The sequence below is a fragment of the Neobacillus sp. SuZ13 genome, from assembly GCF_030123365.1.
GTDB lineage: Bacteria > Bacillota > Bacilli > Bacillales > Cytobacillaceae > Neobacillus.
Genome location: NZ_CP126107.1, coordinates 2,009,242 through 2,022,001 on the forward strand (window position 1 = coordinate 2,009,242; position 12,760 = coordinate 2,022,001).

Annotated in this window: 12 protein-coding genes and 1 pseudogene; 10 read left to right on the forward strand and 3 right to left on the reverse strand. The window is 39.7% G+C overall.

Features of this window, described 5'->3' with window-relative positions:
* Window positions 1-69 precede the first annotated feature (69 nt).
* Window positions 70-390, reverse strand: coding sequence for a DUF3870 domain-containing protein (locus QNH17_RS09750; protein WP_283878482.1), 321 nt, complete (start codon window positions 388-390; stop codon window positions 70-72).
* Window positions 391-633: 243 nt separating this feature from the next.
* On the opposite strand from QNH17_RS09750, the pseudogene QNH17_RS09755 reads away from it, so the two are divergent.
* Window positions 634-807, forward strand: a pseudogene (locus QNH17_RS09755) (PQQ-dependent sugar dehydrogenase); the annotation flags it as partial.
* A gap of 153 nt (window positions 808-960) precedes the next feature.
* Here the strand turns inward: QNH17_RS09755 and QNH17_RS09760 are convergent.
* The gene (locus QNH17_RS09760) at window positions 961-1,419 is read right to left on the reverse strand and encodes an Lrp/AsnC family transcriptional regulator (RefSeq protein ID WP_283878484.1); all 459 of its coding nucleotides are present in this window, start codon (window positions 1,417-1,419) and stop codon (window positions 961-963) included.
* A 301-nt stretch (window positions 1,420-1,720) separates the two neighbouring features.
* On the opposite strand from QNH17_RS09760, the gene QNH17_RS09765 reads away from it, so the two are divergent.
* The 5 genes from QNH17_RS09765 (at window position 1,721) to QNH17_RS09785 (ending at window position 8,028) form a co-directional block, all read left to right on the forward strand.
* Window positions 1,721-2,860, forward strand: coding sequence for a Leu/Phe/Val dehydrogenase (locus QNH17_RS09765; RefSeq protein WP_283878485.1), 1,140 nt, complete (start codon window positions 1,721-1,723; stop codon window positions 2,858-2,860).
* Window positions 2,861-2,886: 26 nt separating this feature from the next.
* The gene (gene pdhA / locus QNH17_RS09770) at window positions 2,887-3,954 is read left to right on the forward strand and encodes a pyruvate dehydrogenase (acetyl-transferring) E1 component subunit alpha (protein WP_283878486.1); all 1,068 of its coding nucleotides are present in this window, start codon (window positions 2,887-2,889) and stop codon (window positions 3,952-3,954) included.
* Window positions 3,954-4,976, forward strand: coding sequence for an alpha-ketoacid dehydrogenase subunit beta (locus tag QNH17_RS09775; protein ID WP_283878487.1), 1,023 nt, complete (start codon window positions 3,954-3,956; stop codon window positions 4,974-4,976). Before pdhA ends, QNH17_RS09775 begins: the two co-directional genes overlap by 1 nt.
* Before the next feature lie 12 nt (window positions 4,977-4,988).
* The gene (locus QNH17_RS09780) at window positions 4,989-6,275 is read left to right on the forward strand and encodes a dihydrolipoamide acetyltransferase family protein (RefSeq protein ID WP_283878488.1); all 1,287 of its coding nucleotides are present in this window, start codon (window positions 4,989-4,991) and stop codon (window positions 6,273-6,275) included.
* A gap of 376 nt (window positions 6,276-6,651) precedes the next feature.
* Window positions 6,652-8,028 carry an amino acid permease gene (locus tag QNH17_RS09785; RefSeq protein WP_283878489.1) on the forward strand — a complete coding sequence of 459 codons (1,377 nt, stop codon included), beginning with the start codon at window positions 6,652-6,654 and terminating at the stop codon, window positions 8,026-8,028.
* A 278-nt stretch (window positions 8,029-8,306) separates the two neighbouring features.
* On the opposite strand, the gene QNH17_RS09790 is transcribed toward QNH17_RS09785, so the two are convergent.
* A complete protein-coding gene (locus QNH17_RS09790; protein ID WP_283878490.1) occupies window positions 8,307-8,756 on the reverse strand; it encodes a PaaI family thioesterase in 450 nt (149 codons plus the stop codon).
* A gap of 340 nt (window positions 8,757-9,096) precedes the next feature.
* On the opposite strand from QNH17_RS09790, the gene paaK reads away from it, so the two are divergent.
* The 4 genes from paaK to paaC all read left to right on the forward strand — a co-directional run bounded on the left by paaK (window position 9,097) and on the right by paaC (window position 12,755).
* Window positions 9,097-10,422, forward strand: a complete 1,326-nt coding sequence (gene paaK, locus QNH17_RS09795; protein ID WP_283878491.1) for a phenylacetate--CoA ligase PaaK — start codon at window positions 9,097-9,099, stop codon at window positions 10,420-10,422.
* A gap of 198 nt (window positions 10,423-10,620) precedes the next feature.
* Window positions 10,621-11,577 carry a 1,2-phenylacetyl-CoA epoxidase subunit PaaA gene (gene paaA / locus QNH17_RS09800; RefSeq protein WP_283878492.1) on the forward strand — a complete coding sequence of 319 codons (957 nt, stop codon included), beginning with the start codon at window positions 10,621-10,623 and terminating at the stop codon, window positions 11,575-11,577.
* Window positions 11,578-11,595: 18 nt separating this feature from the next.
* A complete protein-coding gene (paaB, locus tag QNH17_RS09805) occupies window positions 11,596-11,946 on the forward strand; it encodes a 1,2-phenylacetyl-CoA epoxidase subunit PaaB (RefSeq protein WP_283878493.1) in 351 nt (116 codons plus the stop codon).
* Window positions 11,943-12,755, forward strand: a complete 813-nt coding sequence (gene paaC / locus QNH17_RS09810) for a 1,2-phenylacetyl-CoA epoxidase subunit PaaC (RefSeq protein WP_283878494.1) — start codon at window positions 11,943-11,945, stop codon at window positions 12,753-12,755. Before paaB ends, paaC begins: the two co-directional genes overlap by 4 nt.
* Window positions 12,756-12,760 lie beyond the last annotated feature (5 nt).

Below are 12,760 nucleotides of genomic sequence, written 5' to 3' on the forward strand. Positions count from 1 at the left end.
ATAGAATGAATGTAATAGACTTCCCTTGTTAACAGGGAAGTCTATTACGGCTTTGGTCGAACGGGTCCCTTAAAGTACCGAATTATAGATTAAGGATTCATATTGTTTATACAAATCCTTTAACGCTGCAACTAGCGCGTGATTGGCTTTTCCTAAATAACCCTCTTTTAACTCTTCAAGAGGCATGTCAATCCCATTTCTCAAACTATGGCCTTTTAGCAGTCTTGAAATAAAATCTCTCCTATGTTCAGTTGCCAGCGTACAAGAGGCATCCACAATTACCCCATAATATTTATCAATTTCTGCCGTAATAGTCAGTGTTTCATAAATACTTCTAACTGCCATTCCTGTAGGTAGTTTCGCATGTCCATCGATAAAAATGGTATTCATTTGAACTCTCTTAAATGAAGTTTTACTTTTAGAATAATATAAAATCGAAGTAATAGTAAGGATAATTACTTCACTCAATATATAATATATAGTTTTTTAGTGTATGTAGAAAGAATTGTAAGAGTGGAAACGATAAAATAAGTTGCAATTGAAAAAATTGTTTAGGAACCGTGTTCAAAGTATCCTAAACGCAAAAATAAGATTTACTTCAACGTTGCAACTGGGTGAGCCCATGAAGGAGAGTTTGCACAAGATATTGATAATTTGGCTGGTAAGATTTTAAGAATGAATTAAATGGTACAATACCAGAGGATAATCCTATTTCCTGACTCGTATGTATATTCATACGGTCATCGGAATCCCCAAGGGATAGCTTGGAATAGTGACGGAACAATAATGTACAACTCTGAGCACGGTGAACATGAAGCGTAAAGGATAGGCAGGAAGTTGAAAATATAGATTTATAATTATGCCAAAGAGGATGACCATAATAAAGCTGACCCCAAAGGTCGTTTAAAAAACGATTTTTAGGGTCAGCTTTTTCCATTTCTCGCTCGCATTGCACCAAGTTTACTTTGTTTCTTCCTTAATGGAATTCGCGGTGACGCAGCGATATGAGAGGGGGGATGATAAAACGATTGATGTATTTACATTTCCATAAGGAGTTAGCCGGTCGATAAGCCTGCTCAAATGATCCATCCCTGTAACAGCAGCTTTAAGTAAATAGCTAACCGAGCCGGTTAACCGATGACATTCAACGATGTCGGGGTCATCGAAAATCCACTTCTCAAATTCAGTATAAGATAATACCTTGAGTTCACTTACCTGAATGTAAACTATTACATCCCTTCCCATGGCTTTGAGCGATACCCTGGCACTGAATCCTTCAATAATTTCCCTATCTTGAAGCCGTTTTAAACGTTCCGTAATACTTGGACGACTTAAGGATAATTTCTTCGATAATTCACTTAAAGTCATCCGCCCGTCCATTTGCAGAAGTTCCAGCAGACGAATATCTAATTGGTCCATAGAAATATCCCCTTTTTAAAAATGAAGTTAAATACTTAAAAAGTTATGCAAAATATAATGATTAGCCCTAAAACTTATGCAGTTTGATATGTTTTTCAATTTTATTATAGCTTATCATTAAATGGAAGCGTAATCTTTTTAATTTTAAAACAAATTAGAAGATTAAATATTCGAGAGGAAGAGTCAAGCAAATCATCGAAAATGAAACTCCTTCATCATTAACTTCGGAAAAAACGTTGTTTTTTCTCTTTTTTTAAAATGTATTTCTACTATTATCACAGTGCTAATGGAGGTTAATTAAATGAACGTGTTAGAACATTCTGTACAAACAACTGAATCAGTTATTGAAAAAATGCATGAGCATGAACAAATTGTTTTTTGCAATGACCCGACAACAGGGTTGAAAGCGATTATCGCCATCCATAATACAACACTCGGACCTGCATTGGGGGGCTGCCGTATGCGCCCGTATCGTACAATGGATGAGGCCTTAGAAGATGTACTGCGTTTATCTAAAGGGATGACATATAAATGCGCTGCTGCCGATGTCGATTTCGGTGGAGGAAAAGCGGTAATCTTCGGTGATCCTGCAACGGATAAAACACCGGCTATGTTTAGAGCTTTCGGCCAATTTGTTGATTCTTTAAACGGCCGTTTCTATACAGGAACGGATATGGGTACTTCAATGGATGACTTTATCCATGCCTCAAAAGAGACAAATAACATCGTTGGAATTCCTGAAGCTTACGGAGGAGGCGGTGATTCATCCATTCCGACTGCGCTTGGAGTCATTTACGGTTTAAAAGCTACGAATAAAGTCGTTTTTGGCACAGATGATCTTTCCGGAAAGACATTCACGATCCAAGGTCTTGGAAAAGTGGGATTCAAAGTAGCCGAACAATTGCTTGAATCCGGCGCTGATTTATACGTAAGTGATATTAATGAAGAATCCGTAAAAGCCATTCAAGAACGGGCAAAACAGTTAGGAAGCATTGCTCGTATAGTTAGCGGAAATGATGTGTATTCGGCAGAAGCAGATGTATTTGTTCCTTGTGCTTTTGGCGGAATTATCAACGATGAAACGATCGAACTGTTAAAAGTGAAAGCGGTGTCAGGTTCGGCAAACAATCAGCTTCTTACGGAGAAACACGGAGAAGTACTGAAACAAAAAGGAATTTTATATGCTCCAGATTATATTGTAAATGCTGGCGGTCTAATTCAAGTAGCAGATGAACTATACGGCTACAATAAAGAGCGTGTGTTATCGAAAACAAGATCTATTTACACGTCGTTATTGGAGGTTTACAGACAGGCAGAATTGGATGATATCACGACCATTCAAGCGGCAAACCGGCTATGTGAAAAACGAATAGAAGACCGGAAAAAGCATAATAGCTTTTTCACTCCTATCAAACGTCCTAAATGGGATATTCGAAAATAATTAATTTCTGTATATGAGGTGATGACATGTCAACAGAATTTCCTATATTTCAAATTGTCGATGAAAACGGCCAATTAATAAATGAGGATTACAAAGATAAAATAACCGAAGATCTTGTAAAAAAATTCTACTATAATATGGTTCGCATTCGTACCTTTGATCGAAAAGCCATTAGTTTGCAACGTCAAGGAAGACTTGGAACGTATGCCCCGTTTGAGGGTCAGGAAGCTTCTCAAGTTGGAAGTGCACTGGCGCTTATTAAAGATGACTGGGTATTCCCTACATATCGTGACCATGGTGCTACGTTAACGTTTGGTGCTGGCATGGCCCGTACGTATTTATACTGGAATGGGCGTGTGGAGGGGTGCGTGCCTGAAGAAGGGAAAAAGATTTTCCCTCCAGCTGTGCCCATTGCAACACAAATCCCGCATGCAGCAGGGGCTGCTATGGCGGAAAAAAGAAAAGGAACGAAAAATGCAGCGATTGCCTATTTTGGAGACGGTGCCACTTCAGAGGGAGATTTCCATGAAGGATTGAATTTTGCCAGTGTGTTTAAAGCTCCAGTAATCTTCTTTAATCAAAATAACGGCTTTGCCATTTCCGTTCCGATTGAAAAACAAATGAATTCTAAAACGATTGCCCAAAAAGCACTTGCCTATGATATGCCGGGTGTCCGTGTTGATGGAAACGATATTTTTGCTGTGTATTTCCAAACGATGGAAGGGCTTGGCCGTGCCCGTAAAGGAGAAGGCCCAACTTTAATTGAAGCAATGACATGGAGATATGGTGCCCATACAACGGCAGATGACCCGACGAAATATCGCGATCAGTCCCAGAGTGACATAATGCGAGAAAATCGAGATCCTCTTCTTCGTGTAGAACGCTACATGAAAGCAAACAACTTCTGGGATGAAGATTGGGTGATGAAGGTCAAAGAAGAAACCGCAACCGAAGTCGAACTGGCGGTAAAAGATATGGAAAGCTATCCAAAACCAAATATCAATGACTTATTCGATAATGTATTTGAAAAGCCGACTTGGACGATTGCAAAACAGAAAGAAGAATATTTTCAATTGATCGGGAGGGAAGCTTGATGATTTTAAGTGTAGATAGACCGACAGAGAACCAAACTGGAAAAACTAACGAGTTTACACTCGTTCAAGCCGTAACAGATGGGTTGCGCACAATGTTAAAAGAGGATGAGCAAGTTCTTTTGCTTGGTGAAGATATCGGTAAAAACGGCGGTGTATTCCGTGCTACTGAGGGTTTGCAAAAAGAGTTTGGGGAAGATCGCGTTATTGATACGCCGCTGAGCGAAGCAGGGATTATCGGAACCTCTATCGGAATGGCTGTCAATGGATTCAAACCAGTAGCGGAGATGCAGTTTTTTGGTTTTATTTATCCTGCGTATGAGCAGATCATGACACATGTATCACGCATTCGTATGCGAACGATGGGAAGCTATACAGTTCCAATGGTCATCCGTGCTCCATACGGTGCCGGCATCCGTGCTCCGGAGGTCCATTCAGACAGTGTGGAAGCATTGTTTACACATATGCCTGGAATAAAAGTGGTTTGCCCTTCATCTGCATACGATGCAAAGGGGCTGATCATTGCGGCTATCGAAGATCCGGATCCCGTCTTATTTTTAGAGTCCATGAGAATCTACCGTGCTAACCGTGAAGAGGTTCCAGAAGGAAAGTATATAGTCGAAATTGGGAAAGGGAAAAGGCTCAAAGAAGGAAATGACGTTTCTGTTCTTGCATGGGGGGCGATGGTACCGGTAGCCATGAAAGCAGCGGAACAGGCCGAAAAATACGGCATTACCTGTGATGTCATTGATTTAAGGACCCTATATCCACTTGATAAGGACATTATTGCAGAATCTGTTCAAAAAACAGGACGTGCGGTTATTGTTCATGAAGCCCATGCTACAGGCGGAGTGGGTAATGATATTGTTTCCATTATAAATGATACATCATTTTTGTATATGAAATCTCCGATTGAGCGTGTGACAGGTTTTGATGTACCGGTGCCATTATTTGCGCTCGAAGAACATTATTTACCTACACCAAAGCGGGTATTTAACTCAATCGAAAAAGTTATGCATTTTTAGGAGGGGAAAACATTGGTTGAAGTAAAACTTCATGATATTGGTGAAGGGATGACAGAAGGAGAAATTATCCACTATTTCGTCAAAGTGGGGGATTCGGTCAAGGTGGACCAGCCTCTTGTAGAGGTACAAACAGATAAAATGGTGGCTGAGCTTCCTTCCCCAGCTTCAGGGAAAGTAAAGGAAATTGTAGTGGATTATGGTAATACAGTCTCCGTTGGTACTACTCTTCTTGTACTGGAAACAGAAGGAGCAAAAGCGGTTGATACAGATAAGAAACTTGCAGAAGCAGCTTCTAAAAAGGTAGAGGCGTTACAATCACAACCGCAGCAAACGGCAGTGACCGAACAAAAAGGAGAAAAAAAATTCATCATGGCGGCGCCTTACACAAGAAAAATTGCACGAGAGTTCCGTGTAGATATCAACGAAATTTCAGGTACTGGTACTTTTGGGCGCATCACTGTTGAAGATATATACAACTTTGTGAAAAAACGTGATGAGATCCAATCTCCTAAGGAAATGAAAGCGACTTCAACCGAAGTGGCCGAAGTAAAAACAGAATCTAAACAAGTGATTCAAAAGCAGGAAGTTCGGAACATAAATGAAACAAATGCAGAAGTGATTCCGTTTAGAGGCCGTCGGAAGCAAATTGCGAAGAAAATGACACAGTCACTTTATACGATTCCTCATGTGACACATTTTGAAGAGGCAGATTTAACTGAGCTGCTCGCCTATCGAACCGCTTTAAAAGAAATGAATATCCATGTTTCGGCTGTTGCTTTCTTTATCAAAGCAATCGCAGTAGCCTTAAAACAATTCCCAGTATTCAATGCCAAGCTTGATGAAGAAAACGAAGTGATTCGTTTAGAAAAAGAATATAACATTGGAATTGCCACGGATACAGAAAACGGTTTAATTGTGCCTATCATTCATCATGCTGACCAATTATCCGTTCGCCAAATTCATGACAAATTAAAAGAGTTAACGAAAAAAGCGCAAGAGGATAAGCTGACGCCGGCTGAGTTAAAAGGTGGAACATTTACCATCAGTAATGTCGGTCCATTAGGAAGTATCGGCGCTACTCCTATTATTAATCATCCGGAAACAGGGTTAATTGCCTTTCATAAGACGAAAAAAATGCCTGTTGTGATGGAAAACGATGAGATTGCGATCCGCTCGATCATGACCATGTCGATGGCTTTTGACCACCGCGTAGCAGACGGTGCCACAGCAGTAGCCTTTACGAACCGTTTTAAACAATTGATTGAAAACCCTAAGTTGTGGCCAATAGAACTTGCATAGTACACTTACAATCCACTAAACTTCAAGAATATAACTAGTAAGTCCGTCACGCTCAGCGACAATAGGACACTAAATTAGGAAGACTACTCCACATCATTTTGGTAATGGATCATCATTGTCATAGATTGGTCGAGGTCTTCCTATCTCAAAAGCAGATAAGATGGGGAAACAGTTCTCCCGAAAATAAACCGGACCTTACCAGAGGCAAGGGATGGAGGGGGGAATTTCCAATAAGAACAACAGTAAATTTGTAAGCGTTTGCTTTTAAGGGTTTTCAGTTTGGACAAGTTCGTTTCCATCTTGTAAACTCGTTGATAGTTCATTTTGATCTTTTTGTTTACGTATAGTAATTAATAGAGTTTAGGAGGACTAATGAATGAAAGATGCATCATTGCAAAAGAAGTTGTTGCCGCGGCATATAAGTTTGATGGCCATGGGAGGAGCAATAGGTACCGGGATTTTTAAAGGGAGTGCCGAAACTGTATCATTAGCAGGACCGGGAGTGATCTTGACTTATTTGTTCGCAGGTCTATTGCTTCTCGTTGTTATGGGTGCCATAGCAGAAATGTCCATCGTCTACCCGAACACAAATATGAAAGGGTTTGTTCAGAAAGCATTTGGTAAGCGCGCTTCCTTTGTTATGGGCTGGATGTATTGTTTCATGTGGCTGGCCGTATGTGTCATTGAGATTGTCGTGGCAGGGAGTTTCCTGCAATACTGGTTTCCCTCCATTCCACTTTGGGAATTAAGTTTAGGCTGTGCCGCTTTAGTTATTGGAATTAATATGATGAATGTTAAAAATTATGGGGAATTTGAATTTTGGTTTGCAGGCATCAAAATCACAATGATTATCGTATTTATCATATTAGGTGCAGGTATTTTATTTGGAGTCATTTCAAGCAATCAATCCAACAATCTACATAATCTTACAGAGCATGGCGGTTTTTTCCCAAAAGGGTGGATGTCAATCTTTTCAGCGCTGATCATTGTTATGTTTTCTTATGGAGGCTCTGAATTAATAGGATTAACAATAACTGAAGTAAAAGATGGAGAACGGATTTTACCTAAGGTGATTAAAAGTTTTGTTTGGAGAATTGTTTTGTTTTACACGCTGCCCATTCTGGTTATCTGCGGTTTAATTCCTTGGAATGAAATTGCAAGCAGTGATGCGAGTCCGTTTGTCCAGGTGTTATCCATGGCCGGCTTTAAAGGGGGGGCACACCTAATGAACTTTATTTTAATTACAGCTGTCTTATCTGCAGCCAACTCTGGTATATATGGTTGTACACGGATGCTGCATTCCCTAGCGGTTGAAGGGGAAGCTCCGAAGTCTTTCTCTTTTGTATCAAAAAAGGGTGTTCCGTTGTATAGTTTAATATTAACTTCAGTTGTATTAGTCCTCGGCTCCATGATTGCCTTTGTTGCGCAGGAAAAGGTATTTACTTTATTAATGGCAGTTCCAGGTTTTGTCGTATCGTTGGTCTGGATTGGTATTTGTCTAGCACATTTAAAACTTCGCAATTCCTATCCTAAAGAACCAAGCTTTAAATTGTGGGCCTTCCCATATATAACTGGGATTACAGTCGTTACGTTAAGTATCATATCAGTAATATTTTTGTTTGATCAACAGAATCGAACGAGCATTATTACTTGTCTCGTTGTTTTAGCAGTACTATTTTTGATCTCCATCTTTAAGTTTAAAAATGTGGATGAAAAAGATACCATGATAGTAAAAAAGAATAAAATAGTATAGTCATATATATATGGGAATAGGAAATCTATTAAAAAAATGATATGGGCCATTTTGGCTCATATCATTTTTTTACATTTGGCTGTGTTAAACTTGTCTGTTGATTTCCGCTCCAGGCGCTTCGCTTTCTGCGGGCGTGCCGGGAAGCCTCCTCGGCGCTTAAGCGCCTGTGGAGTCTCCACTGCCCCGTACTCCCGCAGGAGTCTTCGCGCCTTCCGCTACAATCAACAGAGTGGCAAAATCAACAATATACCTTAACACAGTCTTACATTTATAAATACTTAATCTTCTGTTTTAATAAAGGACTGATTTTTACGATAAACCATTGCTTCCATAGTAGCAATCAATTCTTTGTTGCTATATACACGAATGTAATACCAGCCGAGACGATGGTTTTTCTTAATCTCTTCAGCCGTTGCGGTGAGTGTTTCACCTAATTTTCCAGCTGACATAAAATTGACGTTGGTTGTTACGCCTACCGCTGTTTTTCCATATGAGTTACTTGCTGCGGCAAATACATAATCTGCTAAAGAAAAGATTACTCCTCCATGAACGGTTCCATGGTTGTTTACCATGTTTTCGTCTGGGGTTAATTCAGCGGTTGCCGTGCCTGGACCTAGTTGTGTCAGCTTTATGCCTAGAAATCGACCATAGGGCTCGTTTTTCATAATGTTGAGAATTTGGTCATAATGTCGTTCGAGAAGTGTTTGATCATCTAGTTGAGTCGTCATAATATTCCCCCCCTTTTTACTTACCGTTTTTTGATAAAACGTTTTTAAAGTGTTATAGAATATATTTGAAATATAACATTTTCGATGATTATTATCAATTTTTTAAATAGGTGAAAATATATTTTAATGTCAAGATTAATAGAAAAATCGCCTTGTTTCAGTGGAAACACCTGAAAATAAGATGATTCTTTATAATTAAAATTTTCAGTTTTCAATATTGACACAGTGAAAATGAGGTATTAATCTATAAGTATGTTACATTAATTTTAACTTCCGTAGTTTTTTTGTTATTAGAAGGCTATCTATACTATTTATGGAATTAATAAGGAGGATTAGAGGTATGTACAATCCGGAGATTGAAACGATGAACCGTAAAGAATTGGAAGCATTACAAGTAGCGCGTCTTCAACAGACAGTAAAAAGGGTTTATGAAAATGTTCCTTTTTACAAAGCAAAATTCGATGAGTTAGGGATCACACCAGAGGATATTCTATCGTTAGACGACCTCAAAAAGCTTCCTTTTACAATGAAAAAAGATTTGCGGGATCAATATCCATTTGGATTATTTGCCGTTTCGATGGAAGAAGTAAATCGAATCCATGGATCATCTGGAACGAGTGGTAAACCGACAGTTGTTGGCTATACCAAAAATGATATTAGGAATTGGGCTTCGATTGTTGCACGGGCAATTGCAACTGCTGGGGGAAGAAAATCAGATATTTTCCATAATGCTTATGGATATGGTCTTTTTACAGGCGGACTTGGCCTTCATTATGGTGCGGAAGAACTTGGAGTGGCAACGGTTCCTATTTCAGGCGGTAATACAGAAAGACAAATCACCATTATACAAGATTTTAAACCAAGAGGAATTTGTGGTACTCCATCCTATATTTTAAATATTGTTGAACAAATGGAACAAATGGGCATGGATCCGCGTGAGACAAGTCTTGAATATGGAATATTTGGCGCCGAACCTTGGACAGAGGAAATGCGTGCTACACTTGAGGAAAAGCTGAATATTAAAGCAATTGATATTTATGGTTTGAGTGAAGTTATGGGTCCTGGGGTAGCCATTGAGTGCATTGAGGCTCAAGATGGTTTGCATATCGCTGACGATCACTTTTTGATAGAAGTCCTTAATCCTGAAACATTGGAACGAGTTGAAGATGGTCAGGATGGTGAGCTAGTATTTACTAGCTTAACAAAGGAAGCGCTGCCAATTATCCGTTACCGTACAGGGGATATTGCCTCCATTACGCGTGAAAAATGTATGTGTGGCAGAACACACACGCGTATGTCTCGATTAAAGGGACGAACTGATGACATGCTGATTATCCGTGGTGTAAACGTTTTTCCTTCCGAGATTGAGAGAGTACTCTTCCAAATTGAGGGACTGGTTCCAAATTACCAAATTCACTTGATTAAAAAAGGAAGCTTAGACAGTGTGGAACTCCATGTTGAAATCGAAAAGCAGCGTTATCAGGAAATTGGAGAAGATTTAGGACATGCTGACATTCAAAAGTTAAAACGGAATATTCAACACCATATGAAATCTAGCTGTCTAGTGACAATGGATACTATTATCAATAAACCTGGAAGCCTTCCACGTTCGGATGGAAAAGCAAAGAGAGTTGTAGATAAAAGGAATCCCGTGCCAGTAGTGTAATAAGTTATTAATAGATAAAATGAAAGCGAATTCACCTGTGCTGCAAAGTCTATCTTGTTCTATGACAGATCGACTGCATGGGTGATTGGCTAAGAAAATACTATTAAAACAATGATAATAGAAAATATTCTTGCCATTCATATAACAATAAAATATAATAACGTTAAATACACGTTATATTTAAAAGGTGGTATTAACATGAGCAGCCTGGAAAAAGATTTAACTGAACAAGAAGAATTGGCAAAATTTGTTGCTCGAATTGAAGCGGGCGATAAAATAGAAGCGGATGACTGGATGCCGGAAGAGTACCGGGTCGCACTTATAAAATTAATTTCACAGCACGGAATCAGTGAAATTATGGGGGCACTGCCAGAAAAGGAATGGGTTCCAAAAGCGCCATCACTAAGAAGGAAATTAGGAATTATGGCTAAAGTGCAGGATGAAATGGGGCATGGACAACTGCTCCTTCGTGTAGCAGAGGATTTATTAAAACCTTATGGAAAAGATCGCGGCGATTTAATGCAGGATCTCTTTAAAGGAGATTTAAAGTTTCATAATGTGTTCCATATGGAAACCAAAACATGGGCTGACGCTGGAATGATTGGCTGGCTCGTTGATGGTGCTGCTATTATCACTCAAACAAACATGCTTGGTGCATCTTATGGTCCATATGCAAGAGCACTGCAACGCATTTGCGCAGAGGAAGTGTTTCATGCACAGCACGGAGAAGCGATTATCATGGCACTTGCGGAAGGAACAGACCAACAAAAACATATGATTCAGGAATCGTTAAATGACTGGTGGGAAGCTCTTCTGATGTTCTTCGGCCCGGCAAGCAGTTCAACTACCGGTACAAGTAAACAGGATGTAACGATTAAGTATCGAATCCGCACAAGTACAAACGAAGAATTACGACAAAGCTTCTTTACGAAGTACATTCCGCGAATTTTATCATTAGGCTTAACCATTCCGGATCCAACTCTTCATTTTGACGAAGAGCAGCAGCTTTGGGTTTACCAGCAGCCTGATTGGAATAAATTTAAGCAAATTATTAAAAACAATGGCCCGCGCTCACAAGCACGCTTGAACTTACGGAGAGTCTCTTATGAAAACAATGCTTGGGTGCGCGATGCCTTAAGTGCGGCAGTTAATTAAGGAAAGGGGAAGGGAAACATGGAGCAAAAGAAGACATTTTATCAGGAATTTGAAGTTTTCAGCAAACGGACACCTTCTGCACCCTTTCAGCACCAATTCAGTTTATTGGCACCAAATGCTGAAATGGCGATGGTGATGGCCCAAGAAAACTTTATGCGCCGTGATCCGGTTGCAGATATTTGGGTAGTGAATCGTGAACATATACGTGGAATGACAAAGGAAGAAAAGCTTACATTGCAACGTTTGGACAATAAGGAATACCGTACAACGAAGGGATACGGATACTTAAAGAAAAAATGGCGTCATTACGAACAAGCGATGTTGGATGAAAAGGAAATCCTTTCATGGGCAGGAGGGGACAAAAAATGACGGAACAAAATGTAACCAACAATTCTGAATTAAAGGATGCAGTGGTAAATTTATTATTTCAACTTGCAGACGATGACTTCTTTTATTCCTACCGTGGCTCTGAATGGCTTGGGTTGGCACCGCATATTGAAGAGGATGTTTCTTCTTCCTCGATCAGCCAAGACAGCATGGGCCATGCCGCAATGTTCTATCAATTGTTAGAAGAAATCGGAATCGGAAATGCGGATGCACTCGCCCACTTGCGACCAGCAAATGAGAGAAAGAATAGTATTTTAGTAGAACGTCCAAATGGTGAAGGATATTACATGGAAGTTCCAAAATATGACTGGGCCTACGCCGTCGTTCGAAATTACTTTTACACCGCCGCAAAGAAAGTGAAAATCGACTCTTTGAAAAACAGTTCCTATGAGCCGCTAGCCAACGTGGCGACTAAGGTCAATATGGAATTGTATTATCACTTGCTTCACTGGAAAACATGGTTTGTCCAGCTTCTAAGTTCAACAGAAGAAGCAAAACAAAGAATGCAATCTTCGATTGAACAAGTCATGAAAGATTTTACCGATGTTTTCTCATTCGGTACGGATGGGGAAAAAATTATCGCAGCTGGATTAATTGAAAATGAGGATGTCCTTAGCGGGCGATGGAAACAACTTTTAGAGCCTGTTTTCCAATCGATCGGTTTAACTGTTCCAGCAATTCCGGTAAATGGAGAAAGAAATGGCCGTAATTTTGAACATACAGAAGATTTAGTATCAACGATTGAGACACTTTCAGAAGTTTATCGAATAGATACTGCTGCAACTTGGTAATGAAC

Coding starts and splice junctions, on each gene's coding strand:
- QNH17_RS09750 (WP_283878482.1), bottom strand. CDS start 390: ATGAATACCATTTTTATCGATGGACATGCGAAACTACCTACAGGAATG.
- QNH17_RS09760 (WP_283878484.1), bottom strand. CDS start 1,419: ATGGACCAATTAGATATTCGTCTGCTGGAACTTCTGCAAATGGACGGG.
- QNH17_RS09765 (WP_283878485.1), top strand. CDS start 1,721: ATGAACGTGTTAGAACATTCTGTACAAACAACTGAATCAGTTATTGAA.
- pdhA (WP_283878486.1), top strand. CDS start 2,887: ATGTCAACAGAATTTCCTATATTTCAAATTGTCGATGAAAACGGCCAA.
- QNH17_RS09775 (WP_283878487.1), top strand. CDS start 3,954: ATGATTTTAAGTGTAGATAGACCGACAGAGAACCAAACTGGAAAAACT.
- QNH17_RS09785 (WP_283878489.1), top strand. CDS start 6,652: ATGAAAGATGCATCATTGCAAAAGAAGTTGTTGCCGCGGCATATAAGT.
- QNH17_RS09790 (WP_283878490.1), bottom strand. CDS start 8,756: ATGACGACTCAACTAGATGATCAAACACTTCTCGAACGACATTATGAC.
- paaK (WP_283878491.1), top strand. CDS start 9,097: ATGTACAATCCGGAGATTGAAACGATGAACCGTAAAGAATTGGAAGCA.
- paaA (WP_283878492.1), top strand. CDS start 10,621: ATGAGCAGCCTGGAAAAAGATTTAACTGAACAAGAAGAATTGGCAAAA.
- paaB (WP_283878493.1), top strand. CDS start 11,596: ATGGAGCAAAAGAAGACATTTTATCAGGAATTTGAAGTTTTCAGCAAA.
- paaC (WP_283878494.1), top strand. CDS start 11,943: ATGACGGAACAAAATGTAACCAACAATTCTGAATTAAAGGATGCAGTG.